This window comes from Microbulbifer mixtoriginis (SeqCode), assembly GCF_052467705.1.
Genome location: NZ_CP174322.1, coordinates 909,815 through 930,184 on the forward strand (window position 1 = coordinate 909,815; position 20,370 = coordinate 930,184).

At 54.6% G+C, this 20,370-nt stretch carries 18 protein-coding genes; 10 read left to right on the forward strand and 8 right to left on the reverse strand.

What is annotated here, in order from left to right; all coding sequences use genetic code 11:
• Nucleotides 1-50: 50 nt before the first annotated feature.
• A complete protein-coding gene (locus ACJJIB_RS04150; RefSeq protein ID WP_444887959.1) occupies nucleotides 51-653 on the reverse strand; it encodes a hypothetical protein in 603 nt (200 codons plus the stop codon).
• A gap of 169 nt (nucleotides 654-822) precedes the next feature.
• Nucleotides 823-3,648, reverse strand: a complete 2,826-nt coding sequence (gene uvrA / locus ACJJIB_RS04155) for an excinuclease ABC subunit UvrA (protein WP_444883692.1) — start codon at nucleotides 3,646-3,648, stop codon at nucleotides 823-825.
• A gap of 160 nt (nucleotides 3,649-3,808) precedes the next feature.
• Here uvrA and ACJJIB_RS04160 point away from each other — a divergent pair, with 160 nt between their 5' ends.
• The 4 genes from ACJJIB_RS04160 (at nucleotide 3,809) to ACJJIB_RS04175 (ending at nucleotide 8,098) form a co-directional block, all read left to right on the forward strand.
• Nucleotides 3,809-5,215 carry a mannose-1-phosphate guanylyltransferase/mannose-6-phosphate isomerase gene (locus ACJJIB_RS04160; RefSeq protein ID WP_444887960.1) on the forward strand — a complete coding sequence of 469 codons (1,407 nt, stop codon included), beginning with the start codon at nucleotides 3,809-3,811 and terminating at the stop codon, nucleotides 5,213-5,215.
• 89 nt (nucleotides 5,216-5,304) lie between these two features.
• Nucleotides 5,305-6,486: an MFS transporter gene (locus ACJJIB_RS04165; protein WP_444887961.1), complete on the forward strand. Its 1,182-nt coding sequence runs from the start codon at nucleotides 5,305-5,307 to the stop codon at nucleotides 6,484-6,486.
• Nucleotides 6,487-6,647: 161 nt separating this feature from the next.
• On the forward strand, nucleotides 6,648-7,235 hold the full coding sequence (gene ssb, locus ACJJIB_RS04170) for a single-stranded DNA-binding protein (RefSeq protein WP_444887962.1): 588 nt from the start codon (nucleotides 6,648-6,650) through the stop codon (nucleotides 7,233-7,235).
• Nucleotides 7,236-7,249: 14 nt separating this feature from the next.
• Nucleotides 7,250-8,098, forward strand: coding sequence for a sugar nucleotide-binding protein (locus ACJJIB_RS04175; RefSeq protein ID WP_444887963.1), 849 nt, complete (start codon nucleotides 7,250-7,252; stop codon nucleotides 8,096-8,098).
• A gap of 65 nt (nucleotides 8,099-8,163) precedes the next feature.
• On the opposite strand, the gene fabB is transcribed toward ACJJIB_RS04175, so the two are convergent.
• Both fabB and fabA read right to left on the reverse strand, forming a co-directional pair.
• Nucleotides 8,164-9,387 (reverse strand): beta-ketoacyl-ACP synthase I, encoded by a 1,224-nt coding sequence (gene fabB / locus ACJJIB_RS04180; RefSeq protein WP_444887964.1) that lies wholly within the window; start codon nucleotides 9,385-9,387, stop codon nucleotides 8,164-8,166.
• Between the two features lie 65 nt (nucleotides 9,388-9,452).
• A complete protein-coding gene (fabA, locus tag ACJJIB_RS04185; RefSeq protein WP_444883698.1) occupies nucleotides 9,453-9,977 on the reverse strand; it encodes a 3-hydroxyacyl-[acyl-carrier-protein] dehydratase FabA in 525 nt (174 codons plus the stop codon).
• 276 nt (nucleotides 9,978-10,253) lie between these two features.
• On the opposite strand from fabA, the gene galU reads away from it, so the two are divergent.
• Both galU and ACJJIB_RS04195 read left to right on the forward strand, forming a co-directional pair.
• Complete coding sequence (gene galU / locus ACJJIB_RS04190; RefSeq protein ID WP_444883699.1) at nucleotides 10,254-11,102, forward strand: UTP--glucose-1-phosphate uridylyltransferase GalU; 849 nt, start codon at nucleotides 10,254-10,256, stop codon at nucleotides 11,100-11,102.
• The gene (locus tag ACJJIB_RS04195) at nucleotides 11,103-12,452 is read left to right on the forward strand and encodes a phosphohexomutase domain-containing protein (protein WP_444887965.1); all 1,350 of its coding nucleotides are present in this window, start codon (nucleotides 11,103-11,105) and stop codon (nucleotides 12,450-12,452) included.
• A 143-nt stretch (nucleotides 12,453-12,595) separates the two neighbouring features.
• Here ACJJIB_RS04195 and ispB read toward each other — a convergent pair whose 3' ends face one another.
• Nucleotides 12,596-13,558 (reverse strand): octaprenyl diphosphate synthase, encoded by a 963-nt coding sequence (ispB, locus tag ACJJIB_RS04200; protein WP_444887966.1) that lies wholly within the window; start codon nucleotides 13,556-13,558, stop codon nucleotides 12,596-12,598.
• A gap of 247 nt (nucleotides 13,559-13,805) precedes the next feature.
• Here ispB and rplU point away from each other — a divergent pair, with 247 nt between their 5' ends.
• From rplU to proB, 4 genes are all read left to right on the forward strand, one after another.
• Nucleotides 13,806-14,117: a 50S ribosomal protein L21 gene (gene rplU, locus ACJJIB_RS04205; RefSeq protein WP_252084438.1), complete on the forward strand. Its 312-nt coding sequence runs from the start codon at nucleotides 13,806-13,808 to the stop codon at nucleotides 14,115-14,117.
• 17 nt (nucleotides 14,118-14,134) lie between these two features.
• Nucleotides 14,135-14,392 carry a 50S ribosomal protein L27 gene (gene rpmA / locus ACJJIB_RS04210; RefSeq protein ID WP_067086922.1) on the forward strand — a complete coding sequence of 86 codons (258 nt, stop codon included), beginning with the start codon at nucleotides 14,135-14,137 and terminating at the stop codon, nucleotides 14,390-14,392.
• Nucleotides 14,393-14,591: 199 nt separating this feature from the next.
• Nucleotides 14,592-15,797, forward strand: a complete 1,206-nt coding sequence (gene cgtA / locus ACJJIB_RS04215; protein WP_444887967.1) for an Obg family GTPase CgtA — start codon at nucleotides 14,592-14,594, stop codon at nucleotides 15,795-15,797.
• 121 nt (nucleotides 15,798-15,918) lie between these two features.
• Nucleotides 15,919-17,055 (forward strand): glutamate 5-kinase, encoded by a 1,137-nt coding sequence (gene proB / locus ACJJIB_RS04220; protein ID WP_444887968.1) that lies wholly within the window; start codon nucleotides 15,919-15,921, stop codon nucleotides 17,053-17,055.
• Between the two features lie 70 nt (nucleotides 17,056-17,125).
• Here proB and rpsT read toward each other — a convergent pair whose 3' ends face one another.
• From rpsT to pdsR, 3 genes are all read right to left on the reverse strand, one after another.
• The gene (rpsT, locus tag ACJJIB_RS04225; protein ID WP_020411431.1) at nucleotides 17,126-17,392 is read right to left on the reverse strand and encodes a 30S ribosomal protein S20; all 267 of its coding nucleotides are present in this window, start codon (nucleotides 17,390-17,392) and stop codon (nucleotides 17,126-17,128) included.
• A 143-nt stretch (nucleotides 17,393-17,535) separates the two neighbouring features.
• On the reverse strand, nucleotides 17,536-19,569 hold the full coding sequence (locus tag ACJJIB_RS04230; RefSeq protein ID WP_444887969.1) for an ATP-binding protein: 2,034 nt from the start codon (nucleotides 19,567-19,569) through the stop codon (nucleotides 17,536-17,538).
• Between the two features lie 49 nt (nucleotides 19,570-19,618).
• Nucleotides 19,619-20,308 carry a proteobacterial dedicated sortase system response regulator gene (gene pdsR / locus ACJJIB_RS04235; protein WP_252084443.1) on the reverse strand — a complete coding sequence of 230 codons (690 nt, stop codon included), beginning with the start codon at nucleotides 20,306-20,308 and terminating at the stop codon, nucleotides 19,619-19,621.
• Between the last annotated feature and the right edge of the window lie 62 nt (nucleotides 20,309-20,370).

Consider the following 20,370-nt stretch of genomic DNA (forward strand, 5'->3'; position numbering starts at 1 on the left):
TATCAGTCCCTTCGACTTACACTCATCTTTAGGCCTAAACTATTTCATTTTCAACTTGTAGGGCAAGACTTCACCTCTGAAGAAATTTGCACACCTTTTGATTCATAGCAGTCGCCCAGAGGTGAGCAAAAACATGCTTTCACTTCAATGTCATTTCTTAATGCATTTAACTTTGTCCAAAGTGGTTCATTGGCGGCTGTTCTTTGAAGTGTCAAGAATTTTAGGGAGAAATGTGAAGCGATAATGGCTTGTTCCAATATTACTGTGTTTAAGCCACTCCTTGCCGCGAGGGTACTTTCTCCTTTATTTTCTAGATCGTGAATCGTCTGATATAAATTTTTTTCTTCTTTGTGGCAGCAAGAGGTTAGAAACGCTTCAAGGTCTGAGTAAGTCTTATCATGATAAGTGAACTCTAGAGACTTCAGGATTGCGGGTCCCGAGCCGGCGTTATGTAATGAGAAAATTATAGTTGGTTTTTGTGTCGCTCCATCAAAGTTTCCTTGGTCAAATTTAACCACAGGCATAGTCATAACTCGGACTTGTTTATTTGCGGCCTTGGCTTGCAGATAAGTGGCATAAAAAGAGGCTATAGAAATTAAAATTGCGCATAATGCAATTATTAAGTTGAGCCTTTCTTTATTGAGAAAATTCATTTATTTAGGTCTTTAAAAGGTAAGGGGAGTCTTCGAGTAATTCACAGAGGCACTTCTCTTGCTTCAGGGGGAGCCCCCTGAAGCAAGACAAAATACTCAGAGTCTTTTAAGAGCAGCATAGAGATTTGCCAGAAAAGTGCCGAGGGGGCCAAGCGCTCTGGCCATCAATTTATCCAAGCATGGGTTTAAGGAAACGGCCGGTATGAGAAACTTTCATTTCTGCCACATCCTCTGGAGTCCCTGCTGCAATAATCTGTCCTCCACCGGAGCCGCCTTCCGGGCCTAAGTCCACAATCCAGTCGGCAGTTTTAATGACGTCTAGATTGTGTTCGATAACCACGATGGTATTGCCGTGATCGCGCAGGCGATGCAAGACATCCAGTAATAATTGGATGTCGGCAAAATGCAGGCCAGTGGTGGGCTCGTCAAGGATATACAGGGTTTGGCCGGTGTCGCGCTTGGACAGTTCACGAGAGAGTTTTACTCGCTGCGCTTCGCCGCCGGAAAGTGTGGTGGCCGCCTGGCCAAGTTTGATATAGGAGAGACCGACATCCATCAAGGTTTGTAATTTCTTGGCAATTGCGGGCACGGGGTCAAAAAACTCTCGCGCATCTTCCACTGTCATTTCCAATACCTCGTGGATATTTTTGCCTTTGTAATGTACTTCCAGAGTTTCGCGGTTGTACCGTTTACCATGGCAGGTGTCGCAGGGCACATAGATATCCGGTAGAAAATGCATTTCGACTTTGATCACACCGTCGCCCTGACAAGCCTCACAGCGACCGCCTTTTACATTAAAGCTGAAACGGCCTGGCTTGTAGCCACGTGAGCGCGCTTCCTGGGTACCGGCAAATAGCTCTCGAATCGGGGTAAAAATACCTGTGTAGGTGGCCGGATTAGACCTTGGGGTGCGACCTATAGGGCTCTGATCGATATCCACACATTTATCGAAATGCTCTAACCCATGAACGGACTCATATGGGGAGGCCTTCAAGGTGGTGGCTTTATTGAGTGCTGTGGCAGCAAGAGGGTAGAGGGTGGTATTGATTAGGGTAGATTTACCAGAGCCCGAGACACCAGTGACACAGGTAAAGAGGCCTACGGGGATTTCCAGGTCTACGTTTTGCAAATTGTTGCCGCTGGCACCTTCGAGGCGCAGCATATAGTCCTCGTTGGGGATATAGCGCTCTTCCGGTACAGCAATTTTCTTTTTTCCGGACAGGTACTGTCCGGTGAGAGATTTTTTACATTTGGTGATTTTATCCGCGGTACCAGCCGCGACTACTTCGCCACCGTGAACACCGGCACCGGGGCCTATATCGACAATAAAGTCGGCACTGCGGATAGCGTCCTCATCGTGCTCAACGACAATGACTGTGTTACCGATATCGCGTAGATGGGTAAGAGTGTTAAGTAGGCGTTCGTTGTCCCGTTGGTGTAAGCCAATAGAAGGCTCGTCGAGGATATACATTACGCCCACCAGGCCGGCCCCGATCTGGCTGGCCAGGCGAATCCGCTGTGCCTCACCGCCAGATAGAGTTTCTGCGCTGCGATTCAGAGTTAGGTAGTTGAGCCCCACATCTACCAGGAAGCGAAAGCGATCGCGCAGCTCTTTAAGAATTTTATCGGCAATTTCTTTTTGGGCACCTCTGAAGGTCAGCTCGTGATCAAAATAGTTGAAAGCATCGCCGACGGGCAGCTCGGTAATCTGTGCCAGGGTACGATTGTCCACAAAGACATGACGGGCCTCGCGACGCAGTCGGGTGCCATGGCACTCAGGGCATTTTTGTGTGCTCAGGTATTTGGCCAGTTCTTCGCGTACAGATTGGGATTCGGTGTCCCGATAACGGCGTTGGAAGTTGGGAATAATGCCCTCGAAAGTGTGCTGCCGCACGGTAACATCACCGCGATCATTTACATAGCTGAAGTCGATTTCCTCATCGCCGCTGCCCTGTAAAATGATCTTGCGGTGCCCCTTGCGTAGTTTCTTCCAGGGTTTGTCCAGATCGAAGCCGTAGTGCTCGGCGAGGGAGTCGAGCATGTGATAGTAGTAGATGTTGCGTCTGTCCCAACCGCGAATAGCACCCTCGGAGATGCTGCTCTCTGGGTCGAGAATCACCTTATCCTCGTCAAAGAACTGCTTAACCCCCAGGCCGTCGCAACTGGGGCAGGCGCCGGCCGGGTTGTTGAAGGAAAACAGGCGCGGTTCCAGTTCGTCCAGTGAATAGTCACAGACGGGGCAGGCGTGGCGTGCGGAAAAAAGTCGGTCTTCCTGGTCACCATCCATAAAACTGATGGAAGCGATGCCATCGGTGAGATTCAAAGCAGTTTCGAAGGACTCCGCCAGGCGTAACTGCAGGTCATCGCGCACCTTAAAGCGGTCTACCACAACCTCTACGGTGTGCTTGCGTCGCTTGTCCAGCTTGGGCGTGTCGTCCAGATCACAGATAACGCCATCGATACGTGCTCGAACGAAGCCGTCACGGCGCAGCTGTTCAAATACATGCTGGTGCTCGCCCTTGCGGTCGCGTACTACGGGTGCCAGTAGCATCAGCTTAGTGCTCTCCGGCAGGGTCAGTACCTGATCCACCATCTGGCTCACGGTCTGGGCCTGTAGCGGTTCGTCGTGTTCCGGGCAGCGCGGTTCGCCGACACGGGCGAACAACAGTCTGAGGTAGTCGTAAATCTCAGTAATGGTGCCCACGGTGGAGCGCGGGTTGTGGGAGGTGGACTTCTGCTCAATGGAGATGGCCGGCGACAGTCCCTCAACAGTATCCACATCCGGCTTTTCCATCATCGATAGGAATTGCCGTGCATAGGTGGACAGGGATTCCACATAGCGGCGCTGGCCTTCAGCGTAAAGGGTGTCAAAGGCCAGGGAGGATTTACCGGAACCAGACAGTCCGGTTATCACGATCAGCTTGTCGCGGGGGATGTCCAGATCGATATTTTTCAGGTTGTGGGTGCGAGCACCCCTCACATAAATCGTGTCCACGCTCTACCTATATTGCTGCTAATACTGGGCCGGGCCACGGACTTGCTCCGCACGGGGCGATCACAACTGCGGTGCCGGGAAAACAGCCGAGTATAAACTCGCGACCCAATGTGCCAAAATCGTCTACCGCAAAAAACCAACCGATGAACAGATAGCGCTGATGATCCCTGTAATTCTTTGTGGCGGCACTGGCTCGCGCCTGTGGCCACTGTCCCGGGAAACCTACCCAAAGCAATTTTTGCCGCTAACAGGTGAAGAAACCATGTTGCAGGCCACCGCGAGGCGGTTGGAAGGCGTGGCACAGCTACAGGCTCCGATTTTAGTGTGCAATGAGGAGCATCGCTTTGCTGCAGCGGAGCAGTTGCGCGAGATTGGTCACGGTGCCCAAGCTATTTTGCTAGAGCCCTGTGCGCGCAATACGGCACCCGCTATCGCTCTGGCGGCCCTAGCTGCGCTTGAATCTGGTAAAGACCCCCTGTTACTGATACTGCCGGCGGACCACGCGGTGGCCGATGTGGCGGCCTTTCAGGAGGCACTCAAGCCTGCCCGGGCCTTGGCTGAGCAGGGACATTTGGTGACTTTTGGTATTGTTCCGACAAGAGCTGAGACCGGTTACGGTTATATCCGCCGCGGAGAAGGGCTTTCTGCTGGTGCCTGGGCAGTCGCAGAATTTGTTGAAAAGCCTGATGCCGAGACAGCTGAGTCCTATCTGGCCGATGGCGGTTATTCCTGGAATAGCGGTATGTTCCTATTCCGCGCTTCCCGCTATCTGGAGGAACTGGGCCAGCATCGAGAGGATATTCTCGGTGCCTGCCGCACAGCCTACGAGCAGGCCGCTCGAGATCTCGACTTTACCCGGGTGGATAGAGAGGCCTTCGCCGCTTGTGCCGATGAATCTGTGGATTATGCGGTTATGGAGCCCACGGAGTCGGCGGCTGTAGTGCCTATGGATGCTGGCTGGAGCGATGTGGGCTCCTGGCTGGGTTTGTGGGAGCTGGCCGAGCGGGATGACGACGACAACCTGCTGCAAGGAGATGTGTTGCAGGAAGACAGCAGCGGTTGCCTGGTGCGTGCGGAGAGTCGCTTGGTCAGTTTACTCGGTGTAGAGGACCTGGTGGTGGTGGATACCGACGACGCCCTGCTGATTGCTGACAAACAGCGGGTTCAGGAGGTGAAAAAACTGGTGGGGAGCCTCAAGCGCTCCGGCCGCAGCGAGGCCCAGCGACACCGCAAGGTGTATAGACCTTGGGGCTACTACGACTCTATCGATGCGGGTCCGCGTTTTCAGGTAAAACGCATCGTGGTTAAGCCTGGACAGCAGCTTTCACTGCAGATGCACCACCACCGCGCGGAGCACTGGATTGTGGTGCGTGGCACCGCAAGGGTGACCCGCGGTGATGAAGAGCTGCTGGTTACCGAGAATCAATCCACCTATATCCCCCTGGGGGTGACGCACCGGTTGGAAAATCCCGGCACCATCCCTCTGGAGCTGATCGAGGTGCAGTCCGGCAGCTACCTGGGCGAGGACGATATAGTCCGTTTCGATGACGACTATGGTCGAGGCTAGATCTCCGCGAAAGTTGTACTGCTCCCACTACAGCCTGGCGCTCACTCGCTGTACAATGCGCGCCCACTTGACGCTGTTCCGGGAGCTGCATGAATTCTATTGAGCGCCGAGCCCTGGGTGGGCTGGCTTCCCTTTATGTGTTTCGCATGCTCGGCCTGTTTATGGTGCTGCCGGTGCTCACGGTGTACGGTGAAGGCTATCGTGATAGCACTCCGATGCTGCTGGGGTTGGCCATGGGTGCCTACGGTTTGAGCCAGGCCTTATTGCAGATTCCGCTGGGACTTCTGTCTGATCGCTGGGGCCGAAAACCCGTAATTTATACCGGCCTGGCGCTATTCGCCCTAGGCAGTATCGTCGCTGCGCAGACAGATTCCGTATATGGGCTGATTGTTGGCCGGGTGTTACAGGGATGTGGAGCGATCGCTGCCGCAGTGATGGCACTGGTGGCTGATTTGACCCGGGATGAGAAGCGCGGCATTGCCATGGCCGTGATCGGGGCCTCGATCGGTGTGGCCTTTATGTTGGCGGTAATACTGGGCCCGGCACTCGCGGGTGTTGGCGGACTGCCGGCCATTTTCTGGCTGACAGCAGTACTGGCCGTACTCGGCATGTTGCTGGTATGGCGGGTGGTGCCAACACCTCAAGTAGCAAAGCGCCCTGCGGTATTTAAGGGCGGTTTCCGCAAAGTATTGGGTAGTGGCCTGACCTGGCGCCTGGTCAGCGGGGCCTTCTTTTCTCACTTACTATTGACGGCGCTGTTTGTGGCATTGCCACTGGTGCTAGTCGATCGCCTGGATTGGCCGGCGGATGAGCACTGGAAACTTTATGGTCCGCTAATGCTGGGCACCTTTATCATTATGCTGCCCTTAATGCGTGTGGCCGAGCGCTCTGGCAAAGTGCCGCTTGCGCTGAACCTGGCGGCGCTTGCTCTGGTGGCTGGCAGCGCGGCGTTACTGCCGATGAATGGAACAATAGCAGTTGTACTGCTGCTGAGTATTTTCTTTGTGGGCTTCAATCTGTTGGAAGCCTTACTGCCGGCCCAGTTGACTCGCAAAGCCCCAGAGGATGCCCGTGGGGCAGCTTCGGGCCTGTATGCGACGCTACAGTTTTTTGGCACCTTTGTCGGCGGCAGTCTGGGCGGATATCTGTACGGACTCGGTGGCACCAGTGCGGTGGCGGGGCTCGGTTTTGTTGTAGTGGCAATTTGGATACTGCTTTGGTGGGCTCTGCGCGAGCGGCTCTCCGACATCCGTGAGGGTAGCGCTTACTAACAGTGGGTGTCTGTTGTATGCTGCTGTATAAAAATACACTGTCTGCAGCTGTAAGTGGCTGCGTGCTTACATACTCAGAGTACGAGTGAAACCGTACCTGAAATTTAATATTGAATGATTAGTGCTCCGGGTGGGACCCGGGTCGAAGAGAGGAGAGGGCCATGGCCAGGGGTATCAACAAAGTAATCTTAATTGGCAATCTGGGTAATGACCCGGAAACCAAATATATGCCGAGCGGTGGTGCGGTTACCAATATCAGCTTAGCCACCAGCGAGAGCTGGAAGGATAAGCAGACTGGCCAGCAGCAGGAGCGCACTGAATGGCACCGCGTAGTATTTTTCAACCGCTTGGCAGAGATTGCCGGTGAGTATTTACGTAAAGGTGCAAAGGTCTATGTAGAAGGTTCGCTGCGCACGCGTAAATGGCAGGATAAGAATACTGGTCAGGATCGCTACACTACGGAGATTGTTGCCAGCGAAATGCAAATGCTGGATGGTCGCGGAGAGCAGGGCGGTTTCGGTCAGGGTATGGGCGGTGCCGCAATGGGTGCGACAGGTGCAGCTATGGGGAGCCAGATGGGCGGTCAGCAAGGCGGTTACGAACAGCAAGGCGGTTTCCAGCAAGGTGGCTATCAGCAGGGTAATCAGGGGCGCCCGGCTCCCAGTAACCAACAGCAACCTGCGCAGCAGCAAAGCCAGGGCCCTGCCGGTGGTTTTGATAATAGCTTTGACGACGATATCCCCTTCTAAAACAGGCCTGCCCTGTGTCTGATCTACATACCGGATATAAGCCGGATCGGGTTGCGCTAATTCGCGCCGGAAATGATATCGATAGCGCGCTGCAGAAACGCCTGCAGCGTGCTGGTTTCCGTATACAGCTGCTCACACCCGCAGAACTCGATAAGTTGCGCCCCGCCTCTATTGTCATTAATGCGTCGGCATGCGCGGATGACCAGGGTATGCCGGAAGCCCTCGAGGTTGCTGAGTCATTGGCACAGTGCTCCTGTCAGCATGTTATTCACCTCTCTTCCTATGCGGTCTTTGCCGGTGGTGAACCGAGGAAATATGACGAGGATGAGGTAGCTGCACCTCAATCTCACAGTGGGCGGCAATGGCTGGCTTGTGAGGAAGCCTTATCAGAATTTGAGAATCTGACAGTTCTGCGTTTTGGCTGGATGGTGGATAGCAATCCGGATGCTCTGCTGGGGCGGGTGTTACGGGGTTTTGTGACGGGTGAGCCGGTCACACTGGATGGCTGCAATAGCGGTAACCCGGTCACGGCCCTGGATCTGGCTCGTGTTGCAGTTGCAGTGGCGCAGCAACTAGCCAGTGGCGCTGAGGCTAGAGGGATCTATCACTACGGCAGCTCGGATGACTGTACTGCGGTGGAGTTTGCCCTTGAGGTTGTGGAGCGAGCCCAGTCACTCTACGACGAGGGCAGGTTCGCACAATTCAGCGCACTGGAAACCGGGCCGGACCAGAACCGGGGGGTGGTGTTGGCCTGTGGTAAGTTGCGCGATGTCTTTGGCATACAGCAGCATAGCTGGCGCCAAGGCCTCACTAGGCAGGTGGAGCTGTGGTTGGAGCGTCTGGATGCGGAGAAGCAGGAATAGCTTTAGAGCGATTGTAAAAAGGGCGCCAATGTGGCGCCCTTTTTATTTGGATCAAGATAACGGCTTTAAACTTTATCGAAAATCAGGCACGCGTTGGTACCACCGAAACCAAAGCTGTTGGACATGGCACGCTTAATCTCGCACTCGCGCAATTCAGTGACTAGATCCATCCCTTCCGCTTCTGGGTCCCGGTGCTCCACATTGGCGGAAGCGGCAATAAAGTTATTTTGCATCATTAGCAGACTGTAGATGGCCTCCTGCACGCCGGCAGCGCCGAGGGAGTGTCCGGTTAGAGACTTGGTGGAGGCAAATGCGGGCACTTTGCCGGCAAAGACTTCGCTCATGGCTTTTAGCTCAGCGATATCGCCGACCGGGGTTGAGGTGCCGTGGGTGTTGATGTAGTCCACACCGCCTTGAAGCCCTTTGCCATCCATACCTGCCAGGGCTTGCTGCATGCAGCGCACTGCGCCTTCTCCACTCGGGGCCACCATATCGTATCCATCAGAAGTTGCGCCGTAGCCAGTGAGTTCGGCGTAAATGGTTGCGCCGCGGGCGAGTGCATGGTCCATTTCTTCCAGAATCAGACAGCCACCACCACCGGCGATAACAAAACCATCCCGATCGGCATCGTAGGGGCGTGAGGCCTTAGTGGGGTCGTCGTTAAACTTGCTCGATAGAGCGCCCATGGCGTCGAACAGGTGCGTGAGACTCCAGGCCAGTTCCTCACCGCCACCGGCGAAGACAATATCCTGTTTGCCCATCTGAATCAGCTCGGCACCGTTGCCGATGCAGTGGGCACTTGTGGCACAGGCGGAGGAGATGCTGTAGTTCACACCTTTGATTTTATAGGGTGTTGATAAGCAGGCTGAAACGGTGCTGTTCATCACTTGGGGAACTCGGTAGGCGCCGACACGGCGAACCCCCTTTTCCTTGAGCGTGTGTGCGGCATCAATAATATTTTGGGTGGAGGTGCCGCCGGAACCCATCACAATGCCGGTTCGAGGGTTGGAGATGTCTTTCTCCTCCAAGCCGGACATTTCGATTGCCTCTCGCATGGCGATGTAAGCATAGGCTGCTGCATCTCCCATAAAGCGCAGTTGCTTGCGGTCTATATGTTCTTTGAAATCGATATCCACAGGGCCTGCAACCTGGCTGCGCAGGCCTAGCTCTTTGTACTCCTCCTGGAAGCGGATACCGCTGCGGCCTGCTCTTAGTGAATCGGTAACTTCTTTTGTATTGGTACCGATACAGGATGTGATGCCCATCCCGGTAATGACTACCCGACGCATAGTGATCTCCAACAGTACTTGGTAGTAAAGGCCTTTAAAGTTTTGCCCGCCTGAGCTTAATAAAGTTAAAAGTTATCAGTACGAGTAAATAAACCAACGCGAAGGTCTTTTGCAGTGTAGATTTCACGCCCATCCACCGACACAGTGCCATCGCCAATACCCATAACCAGCTTTCGTTCAACAAGCCGAGACATTTGAATGTGGTAGGTTACCTTCTTGCTGGTAGGTAAAATCTGACCGGTAAACTTTACTTCCCCACAGCCGAGGGCACGGCCATGTCCGGGATTACCCTTCCAGGCCAAAAAATAGCCTAGGAGCTGCCACATAGCATCGAGCCCCAAGCACCCGGGCATTACCGGGTCACCGGGAAAGTGGCAATCAAAAAACCAGAGGTCGGGGTGTATATCCAGCTCGGCGATGACTTCACCCTTATCATATGCTCCCCCCTCTTTTGATATATGGGTGATACGGTCAAGCATCAGCATGTTGGGGGCGGGCAATTGTGCATTGCCTGGACCAAACATCTCTCCGCTGGAGCAGGTCAGTAGCTCCTCTCTGTTGTAGCTACTTTTTTGAACAAAATTACTCATCTTCTCCCCGGCTTTGGGTGGTTACGCAACTCATGTTGAGCGTTTTTGTAAGAGCGGGCATTCTAAGCGCTGTGTGTCGCTTGTCCAGTCAGTCAAAATTATTTTTGTGACTGTCGTAGTAATTACCTTCACAACATCTTATATGATCATTTGTGTAGAGCGCTGACACATTGGAGGAATTTGGCGTCATCCTTTGTAAGTGAACTCTCTTTTTAGCTATGTTAGGTTCCCGTCGGGCGCGGGGGAGCGCTCGTTTTAAGTTCATGGGGGAGCATAATGCTCAAGAAATGTTTATTCCCGGTTGCCGGTTACGGCACCCGTTTCCTGCCAGCCACCAAGGCGATGCCGAAGGAAATGTTGCCACTGGTGAACAAGCCGTTGGTGCAGTATGGGGTAGAAGAGGCCATCGAAGCCGGCCTTACAGAGATAGGTTTCGTTACTGGACGTGGTAAGCGCGCTATTGAGGACCACTTCGATACCAATTACGAGCTGGAGCACCAAATTGCCGGAACTGGTAAAGAGCGCTATTTGGACTCTGTTCGGAAGGTGATTGACAGTGCCAGCTTTTCTTATACCCGCCAAGGCGAAATGCGTGGTTTGGGCGATGCGATATTACAGGGACGCCGCTTGGTGGGGGATGAGCCATTTGGGGTAGTGTTGGCGGATGACCTGTGTCTAAATAATGACCTTGGCGTACTATCGCAGATGGTGCAGCTTTACAAGCAGTTTCGCTGCAGCATAGTGGCCGTCGAAGAAGTGCCTATGGAGCAGATTCATAAATTCGGTGTGATTGCGGGCAATGAAATCAAGCCGGGCCTATACCAGGTAACGGATATGGTGGAAAAGCCGGCCGCTGAAGATGCGCCAAGCAACAAGGCAATCATAGGCCGCTATATTCTCACTCCAGATATTTTTGATCTTATCCGCGATACCCCGCCGGGCAAAAATGGGGAAGTGCAAATTACCGATGCGTTGCTGACCCAGGCGCGCCAGGGTTGTGTTCTTGCTTACGCTTTTAAAGGGCGGCGCTTTGACTGTGGCTCTGTGGAAGGGTTTATTGAGGCCACTAACCACGTCTTTGAAAATGTGTATCTGCCGGAACAGGCTGCCGAGGAGAAAAAATAAGTGTCAGAGCTGACCTGCTTTAAAGCCTATGATTTGCGTGGCCGCGTGCCTGATGAGCTGAATACCGAAGTGGCTTATCGGGTGGGGCGGGCATTTGCCCAATTTCTGGGGGCGAAACGTGTTGTGGTTGGTCATGATATTCGACTCACCAGTGGTGAGCTGACGGATGCCCTGGTGAATGGTTTGCGCGATGCTGGTACCGATGTCTTCCACATTGGTGAATGCGGCACCGAAGAAGTGTATTTCGCTACTTTCCATGGTGATTTTGATGGGGGTATTTGTGTTACCGCCAGCCATAACCCCATGGATTACAATGGCATGAAGTTTGTTCGCGCGGGTAGTAGGCCGATTAGTGGGGATACCGGGTTATTGGAGATCAAGCGCCTGGCAGAGGAAAACCACTTTGCTCCTGTTGCAGAGCGCGGTGAACTGCAGAGCTTTGAGCACAGGCCGGCTTTTGTTGAGCACTTACTGGGTTATGTTGATAGTAAAACGCTGAAGCCTTTGAAGCTGGTAGTGAATGCTGGCAATGGTGGTGCAGGTGCAGTTGTCGATGCGTTAGCCCCTCATTTGCCTTTTGAGTTTGTGCGGGTTCACCATCAGCCAGATGGGAATTTCCCCAACGGTATCCCCAACCCAATTCTACCGGAAAACCGTGCCTCTACTGCAGAGTCGGTGCGTGAGAGTGGCGCCGACTTTGGTATTGCCTGGGATGGAGATTTTGACCGCTGTTTTTTCTTCGATGAAAACGGTGATTTTATCGAGGGCTACTATGTGGTCGGCCTGCTTGCCGAGGCCTTCCTGGTGAAGCACAAAGGCGCCAAAGTGGTTCACGATCCGCGCCTGCTGTGGAATACGGAAGATATTGTGCGTGCTGCTGGGGGTGAGCCAGTCCAGAGCAAAACTGGTCATGCCTTTATTAAGGAGCGCATGCGCAAAGAAGATGCCATTTATGGTGGTGAGATGAGTGCACACCATTATTTCCGTGACTTCGCTTACTGCGATAGTGGCATGATCCCCTGGTTGTTGGTGGCAGAGCTGGTCAGCCGAAGTGGTAAGACTCTGTCCCAGTTGGTCGGAGAGCGCATGGCAGCTTTCCCCTGCTCGGGTGAGATCAATTCCAAGGTGCAGGATGCGGCAGCGGTTATTAAAGCTGCAGAGGAAAAGTATGGTGCAGATGCACTCAGTGTCGAGCATGTGGATGGTCTGAGTGTGGCTTATGCTGAGTGGCGCTTTAATTTACGCATGTCCAATACTGAACCCGTGATTCGCCTCAATGTTGAGTCCCGCGGGGATAAGGCTTTGATGCGTGAGAAGACCGAAGAGCTACTAACGCTGATTCGTTCATGATTTCCTGATCAGCTCTGAATAGGCTTCATGAGCTGCCGCCTTGAAATTAAAAAAGCCCCCATTTTATGGGGCTTTTTTAATGGACGCTGGTTTACGACATCTGGCCTTCTCGTGTCTAGGGCTAGGACGATACTCCGAGCTTGCTAGACATTTCTCTCCACGGCAAAGCTGGCTAGTTGTTGTAGTGCGGTTTTTTGATCACTCTCGGGTAGGAAATCCAGCTGAGTTTTGGCATCCTCCACGGCAGCGCGGGCCCGCTCCATGGTGTAATCCAGTGCTCCGCAGGCCTCAATAGCCTCGACAATTTCTACCAGCTTTGCTGCACTGCGCTGTTCAATCGCCTCCTTTACCAGAGCCGCCTGGTTTTGGCTGCCATTGGCCATGGTGTAGATCAGGGGCAGTGTGGGCTTGCCCTCCGCAAGATCGTCGCCGACATTTTTGCCTAGTTCTTCCGGGTTGCCTCGATAATCCAGGGCGTCATCCACCAGCTGGAATGCGAGGCCTAAATGGCGTCCATACAGTTTCAGGGCATTTTGTTCCTCGGCGGAACAGTCGGCCAAAACGGCGGCGGTCTCACAGGCCGCTTCGAACAACGCTCCGGTTTTCTTGTAAATTACACTGAAGTAGTTTTCTTCGCTGACCTCTGGGTCACCGGCGTTTACCAGCTGCTGTACTTCACCTTCGGCAATGGTATTGGTGGTGTCAGAGAGGATTGCCATGATGCGCATGTCCTTTAGGGCAATCATCATCTGGAAGGCACGGGAGTATAGAAAGTCTCCCACCAGGACGCTGGGTGCATTGCCCCATTTGGCATTGGCGGTAAGGCGGCCGCGGCGCATATCGGAAGTGTCCACCACATCATCGTGAAGCAGGGTGGCGGTGTGGATAAATTCGATAATGGTGGCCAAATCAATATGGCCCTTATCTTGGTAGTTACAGGCCCTGGCACATAGCAGCACCAGCAGGGGTCGCAGGCGTTTGCCGCCGGCCTCAACCAAGTAGTGGCCTATATTTTCCACCAGGGGGACATCCGAGTGCAGTTGGTCGAGAATACGCTGGTTGACCGCGGCAAAGTCTTCGGCGGCGACCCGGTGAAAAGGCAGCATTTGAGAGTTCCTTAATACGACTAGACAGGCGCCCCCGAAGGCTCGGGCGGCAGAGGGCCGCTATTGTATCAACCCGGCGAATTGATTAGAATCTGCGCCCCGTCGATTGCGGGCTCCGCGGCTTTACTGTTGTTGGTGCCGCCGGCGAAATAGATGTTAAACAACACGGCGCAAGCTCCCGAAATGCGGAGCAGTGACTCGATAGTCCTCCCGCTGCTTCGTGTCGTCCATACCGGAGCATAGAAATATGTACGCTGTTATTGAGAGCGGTGGCAAGCAACACCGTGTAGAAGAAGGCGAAGTACTTCGCCTGGAAAAGCTGGAAGTAGCTACTGGCGAAACCATCGATTTCGACAAAGTGCTGATGGTCGTTGATGGCGACAAAATCAACATCGGCGCTCCCGTTGTAGACGGCGCTAAAGTATCTGCTGAAGTGGTAAGCCACGGCCGCGGCGAGAAAGTGAAGATCATCAAATTCCGTCGTCGTAAGCACTCCATGAAGCGCCAGGGCCACCGTCAGTGGTACACCGAAGTTAAAATCACTGGCATCAAGGCATAAGAGAGGAGTAACGACTCATGGCACATAAGAAAGCTGGCGGTAGTACGCGAAATGGTCGCGATTCCGAGAGTAAACGCCTGGGCGTGAAGCGCTTTGGCGGCCAAGCTGTAGCGGCAGGCAACATCATCGTTCGTCAACGTGGTACCAAGTTCCACGCTGGTGTTAACGTTGGTATGGGCAAAGATCACACCCTGTTCGCCACTGCGGACGGCGTTGTGAAGTTTGAAGTTAAAGGCCCCAACAACCGCAAGTTCGTTTCTATCGAAACTGCTTAAGCGGTCGCAAGCCCTAGCTTCATAAAAAGCCCCGCTATTGCGGGGCTTTTTTGTTGGGGCAGCCCTAATAGAGGGGTGGTGGGAAGTTGGGGCGGCAGATGCCTGCGAGTGGCGGCTTGTCGGCTGGTATGATGAATATGATGGTAGGTGTGTGTATGTGCGCACCGGATGAGACAACCGCTGTGGCGGTGGAGTGATTATGAAGTTTGTCGATGAGGCGCCCATATTTGTGCAGGCGGGTAAAGGCGGCAATGGCTGCCTGAGTTTCCGCAGGGAAAAGTTTGTAGAGAAGGGGGGACCGGACGGCGGTGACGGCGGTGATGGCGGTTCCGTCTACCTGGAGGCCGATGATTCCCTCAACACTCTGGTAGATTACCGCTACCAGCCCCGTTACGCCGCTGAGAGCGGCCAGCCTGGCCGTGGGCGTAACTGTACTGGGGCCAAAGGGGAAGACCTTGTTCTTAAAGTGCCTGTGGGTACCACAGTAATCGATGTGGATACCGGTGAAGCTGTTGGTGATATGACCCGGGCCGGTGAGCGCCTGCTGGTCGCCCAGGGGGGCTTTCACGGTTTGGGTAATACGCGCTTTAAATCGAGTACTAACCGAGCCCCTCGCCAGACCACCAATGGTAGCGAGGGTGAGCTTCGCAGCCTGAAGTTGGAGTTGAAGGTACTTGCGGATGTGGGAATGTTGGGGTTGCCCAACGCCGGCAAATCCACGTTTATTCGGGCGGTATCGGCGGCCAAGCCTAAGGTGGCTAACTATCCCTTCACGACCTTGGTGCCAAACCTAGGCGTGGTACAGGTACAGCGGCATCGCAGTTTTGTGATTGCCGATATTCCGGGTTTGATTGAGGGGGCGGCTCAAGGAGCAGGCCTGGGTATTCGTTTCCTCAAGCATTTGACTCGCTGCCGGGTGCTCCTGCATTTGGTAGACCTGGCGCCATTTGATGGTTCGGACCCAGTGGAGAACGCCCGCGCTATCGAGCGTGAACTAGCTAGCTTTAGCGATACTCTTGCGGGTCGCGAGCGCTGGCTGGTACTGAATAAGACTGACCTGGTGCCTGCTGCTGAACTGGAAGAGCGCTGTCAGTCAGTTGTGGATGCGCTGGGCTGGAAAGGGCCGGTGTTCCGGGTGGCGGCTATTCGCGGTGAGGGTACGGATGTACTTAGCGGCCGCTTGATGGATTACCTGGAGGAGCGCCAAGAGCAGGAGGATCGCGATCCGGAATTGGCTGAGGCTGAACTGGAGGCGCAGCGTCAGATGCAGCGCGAAGCCCGCGAGCGTATCGAGGAGCTTCGGGATAGCCATCGCGCCAAGCGCAGGGCTGCCAAGGGGCATGTCGATGATGACGAAGACTGGGATGATGAAGATCACGATGTCGATATTGAGTATCGCTCTTGAATCGTATGTTTCCGGTGGCAAATCTGTGCTGCCGCGCAGAATTTCTGTCAGCTCCGGCTCTTTACCGGCAATGTGATGATAATTCGATAGGCCCCTAGGGGCCGGTGTCCAGGGAGGAAGTATGGGCTCCGTATCAGTGTCCCGTAGAGGGCTTTCTAAGGGGCGGCGCTGGGTGGTAAAAATTGGCAGTGCCCTACTTACTGATAACGGTCGAGGCGTCAATAATTCGGCGATCTGCGCCTGGGTGGCGCAGATCGCCGAATTGCGCCAGCAGGGTGTTGAAGTGGTGTTGGTTTCTTCTGGGGCAGTAGCCGCGGGTATGGATCGTCTCGGCTGGAACCGCAGACCGGAGTCGATCCATCAGTTGCAGGCCGCAGCTGCGATAGGGCAGAGCCATTTGGTGCAGGTCTATGAGCAGGCTTTCGGTCGCTTCGATATACGCAGCGCGCAGATTTTGTTGGATCATGATGATCTCTCCAACCGCACTCGTTACCTCAATGCGCGCAGTACATTGCGAACACTACTCTCCTTGGGGGCTGTGCCGATCGTCAATGAAAACGATACCGTCGTAACCGATGAAATACGTTTCGGTGATAACGACACCTTGGCGGCATTGGTGGCTAACCTTGTCGAGGCGGATGCCCTGTTGATTTTGACTGATGCCGATGGGCTCTTTACCGAAGATCCTCGCGATAACCCCGATGCGGAGCTCGTTGGTGAGGCCTCGGCGCGGGATCCGAGGCTGCTGGGGATGGCGGGGGACTCCCGCAGTGGTCTGGGACGAGGAGGTATGACCACCAAAGTACGTGCGGCACAACTGGCGGCTCGTTCCGGTGCCTGCACTGTAATTGCCGGGGGTGCCAGAGAGGGAGTGGTAACGCGGGTATGGAAGGGTGAGGATTTGGGAACTCTCCTGCTTCCGGAAGCGGACCCCTTGGCGGCGAGGAAGCGCTGGCTTGCCGGGCAGCTACAGGCGCGCGGTAGTCTCACTCTCGATAGTGGTGCTGAGAGGGCATTGCGCGATGGTGGTAAGAGTTTGCTATCGGTGGGGGTGACCGCGGTGCAGGGGCGTTTTCACCGGGGAGACTTGGTTTCCTGTCTTGATGGTGCGGGACATGAGATCGCCCGTGGTCTTGTAAATTATGACAGCAGCGAGAGTGCTAGGATTCTCGGGCAGTCATCGGAGCACTTTGTTGAGTTGCTCGGCTATCGTGATGACGATGAGTTGATACACAGAGATAACCTTATCTTGCTCTAGCAGAAGTACTGGCTTTCAGGCATAAAAAAACCCCGCATTGCGGGGTTTTTTGTGTCTGCTACCTAAAGAATTAGGCGGCGAGAGCTTTAACCTGAGCGTTCAGGCGGCTCTTGTGACGAGCGGCTTTATTCTTGTGAATAATGCCTTTGTCTGCCATGCGGTCGATAACGGGAACCGCTTCTGCGTATGCAGTTTTTGCTTTTTCAGCGTCGCCTGCATCGATGGCCGCAACTACCTTCTTAATGTAGGTGCGCACCATGGAGCGCAGACTGGCGTTATGCATGCGGCGCTTGTCGTTCTGGCGCGCGCGTTTCTTCGCTTGAGGTGAGTTGGCCACCGGTTGCTCCTGTCTGGAATCTATAAATCTGTAACTAACAGGCCCTGGGGCCCGATCGGGACGCGACATTATCCCCACAGCTGGTTGTTTGTCAACCATCTGGGCAGATAGCTTGCGCTTTGTCTGCCGGTGCTGGTGCGTGATTAGCGGGTCGGCAGTTTTAGGCTGAACTCCACACCGCTATTATCTGTGCGATTTCGAGCCTCCAAGCGGGCTCGGTGAAAGTCAGCAATCAATTTAGCGATATGCAATCCAAGGCCCAAATGCCCAGCGTTGTCACCTTCCTTACGCACAGATACCAGGGAATCGAACAGCTTGTGTGCATAGCCATTGGGTAGCAATGGACCGTCGTTACTCACACTAATTAGGTATCCGTCCTTTTCGCTGTAGACTGCAAGCTGAATCTCACTGTGCTTTGGGGCGAAACTACAGGCATTGTCTACCAGCTTATCTAAAAGCTGTGCCAATAGCTCCGGCGCGCCCTCACAGCGAAGCTCTCCATTAGGCTTTTTCAGAGAAAATTGGTGGCGGGGGTGGGCGTCGCCATAGCACTGCACCATAACTTCCAGCAGGTCCGCCAAGTCAAAGCGCTCGCGCTCTGCCTGATGAATGCTGGCTTCCAGGTTGCTAGCCGCAGAGAGGCTGTTGAGGATGCCGGATAGGCGGGCACTGCCATCCAGTGCGCGTTCGGCATAGCGGCGGCTGTCTTCATCCAGTTTGCCGGTGGAGAGGTTATCGAGTGAAGAGCGCACCACCGCGAGAGGCGTGCGCAACTCGTGGGACAATTTACTGGCGAGGGTTCGCAGGTATTGGTGATACTGATCTAGCTCGCCCAGCAGACTGGCAAAGGCACGGTTAAGTGCGCCCAGTTCGTCTCTGGCAGAGGAGAGGGGAAAGTTGCCACGCAATTTGCCACTGCTGTCGACCGCATTGCGCGCAGCGCGGTGCAGCTTGCGAATGCGCCAAGATAGCCAGCTGGCGTAGCCGAGCAAAAACAGCAGTGCGGTTGCTGCTGCCGCACAGCTAATCAACCATAACCTGTGTGCGGCGCTATCGGTCATCGACTGCATAGCCTCAGCGGACTGCAACACAAGCACTCGTCCCAGCAGAGGCCTTTCTACGACTTCGTCAGCCCGGGTTATCACGGGCACACTGACTGCTCCTATACGCGACTGTAGTGGCCCGCCAAACCACTGCTCGGCTGTATCACGTCCAATGCCACTGCTTAGCGGCAGTTCATTTTGGGGTAGCTTTGGTAGCTCTTCCCTGGCAAGCAGTTTGCGATAAATCCAACTGCGCAGCCAGGGCCGCGGTGTGTTCTGCTCCTCATTGGCCACCTGTGGTTGGCCGTTACTGGCGAGCAAGAATCCTTCGCTGTCTACGACTGCCAAGCGCAGGTCTGGGCGGGCAAAGTGGTCCAATTCCCCCTGCAGCTTGGGCAGTGGAGCAACTAAGTGCCCCGGCAGGCCATCGGCGGGAAGGGTGCTGGTACTGTGAACTGGTGGGGAACCGTTGCTACTGGTGCGGTCGAGTATTTGAATGGACAGGCTGCCACGTGTGAGTGTGTAGGGAAGGCTGAGCTCTAGTTGATACCCCTTCGGTGAAGCGGTCCAGCGCCCGCGTAGGCGCAATTCGCGTTGGTAGCTGCCTTCGCGTGGATTGTGCCAAAAGGCCTCGACAGGCCCCCGGCTCGCCACCGGCAACAGATAATGGCGCCCATTGGTAAACAGCTGAACGGTATCCCCTCCGGCGAGCAGGTTTGTGCGAGGGTCCCGGTAGGCTGGGGTCTCATCACTGACTGTTAGCAGTAGGTAGATCTGATCAGCATACTGGCCGAGTGTGATCTGGGCCTGGGGCATGTGCTGCTCATTGAGCAGTTCTCGGGGAGTAAGCTCCCAGGGACGCCAATCGTCTCCGTAACCATCTACAACTGGAGGGTGGGAGAGGGGGTTTAAGTAGAGCTGGCTTCCAGGCGGTCTAGCATGGCGTGCGGGATCGGGAGCGATTAACTCTGGTGCGCTGGCCAGGCGCGCGGCAATTGCAGCAGCTGTGGCCTCGAGGGCCTGTAGTTGGCCCTGGGCCAGTGCCGCATCCACCTGACGGAGATACTGACAGCCGGCCCAGGGCAGAGCCAGCGCCACAAGGCTCACCAATAGGAGTTGTCGGCGAAGTTTCATCTACGGGTCCCCGAAAAGCTGTAGACCGGCTGCTATGTTGCCGAGGCAATCAGAGCTGCCAGCGATAGCCCATGCCATAGGCTGTACCTATAGCGTTGAATTCATTATCCAGGGCCTGAAATTTTTTGCGGATTCTCTTTACGTGGGAGGTGATGGTGTTGTCATCCAGAACTACCCGAGCGGCCTCCATCAACTGACTGCGGGACTTCACATGCCCGGGGCGCTTGGCTAGAGCGTGGACAATCCAGAATTCAGTGACAGTGAGATCAACTACCCTTCCGTCCCAGTGGCAATGCAACCGGGAAATATCCAATTCCAGCTTGCCCTGGGTAAGGCTCTCCCCTTCATCGCTCTGGTCACGCAGTACGCTGACCCGGCGTAGCAGCGCGTTGATACGCGCCTGCATATGGGGCAGGGAGATATCCTTAGTGAGATAGTCGTCGGCGCCGAGGCGTAGTCCCGAAATAATATCCAGTTCGGAATCTCTGGCGGTGAGAAACAGGATTGGCAGACTGGGGGCCATAGCGCGCAGCTCCCTGCACAGTTCAAAACCGCCTTCCACTTCACTGCCGAGCCCGACGTCGATTACCGCCAGGTCTGGCAGTCGCTGCCGGAAAGCTTCCATGGCCTCAATTCTTGCGCTGTAGAGATCGACTCGATAACCGCTGCGGCGTAATGCATCGCGGTAATTTTCGGCGATGGCGCGTTCGTCTTCGACAATAGCGATAGTTGCACTCATGGCTGATTCCGGCTGCTTCCTTTGTGGCGGAGAATCATGCACGAAATAGCAGCTTATTGGCA

What these genes read in the sequence shown, in the direction of transcription:
- ispB (WP_444887966.1), bottom strand. Translation starts at nt 13,558, where the DNA reads ATGCTGCCTTTTCACCGGGTCGCCGCCGAAGACTTTGCCGCGGTCAAC.
- ssb (WP_444887962.1), top strand. Translation starts at nt 6,648, where the DNA reads ATGGCCAGGGGTATCAACAAAGTAATCTTAATTGGCAATCTGGGTAAT.
- pdsR (WP_252084443.1), bottom strand. Translation starts at nt 20,308, where the DNA reads ATGAGTGCAACTATCGCTATTGTCGAAGACGAACGCGCCATCGCCGAA.
- proB (WP_444887968.1), top strand. Translation starts at nt 15,919, where the DNA reads ATGGGCTCCGTATCAGTGTCCCGTAGAGGGCTTTCTAAGGGGCGGCGC.
- ACJJIB_RS04160 (WP_444887960.1), top strand. Translation starts at nt 3,809, where the DNA reads ATGATCCCTGTAATTCTTTGTGGCGGCACTGGCTCGCGCCTGTGGCCA.
- ACJJIB_RS04165 (WP_444887961.1), top strand. Translation starts at nt 5,305, where the DNA reads ATGAATTCTATTGAGCGCCGAGCCCTGGGTGGGCTGGCTTCCCTTTAT.
- fabB (WP_444887964.1), bottom strand. Translation starts at nt 9,387, where the DNA reads ATGCGTCGGGTAGTCATTACCGGGATGGGCATCACATCCTGTATCGGT.
- ACJJIB_RS04150 (WP_444887959.1), bottom strand. Translation starts at nt 653, where the DNA reads ATGAATTTTCTCAATAAAGAAAGGCTCAACTTAATAATTGCATTATGC.
- galU (WP_444883699.1), top strand. Translation starts at nt 10,254, where the DNA reads ATGCTCAAGAAATGTTTATTCCCGGTTGCCGGTTACGGCACCCGTTTC.
- ACJJIB_RS04230 (WP_444887969.1), bottom strand. Translation starts at nt 19,569, where the DNA reads ATGAAACTTCGCCGACAACTCCTATTGGTGAGCCTTGTGGCGCTGGCT.
- fabA (WP_444883698.1), bottom strand. Translation starts at nt 9,977, where the DNA reads ATGAGTAATTTTGTTCAAAAAAGTAGCTACAACAGAGAGGAGCTACTG.
- rpmA (WP_067086922.1), top strand. Translation starts at nt 14,135, where the DNA reads ATGGCACATAAGAAAGCTGGCGGTAGTACGCGAAATGGTCGCGATTCC.
- rplU (WP_252084438.1), top strand. Translation starts at nt 13,806, where the DNA reads ATGTACGCTGTTATTGAGAGCGGTGGCAAGCAACACCGTGTAGAAGAA.
- cgtA (WP_444887967.1), top strand. Translation starts at nt 14,592, where the DNA reads ATGAAGTTTGTCGATGAGGCGCCCATATTTGTGCAGGCGGGTAAAGGC.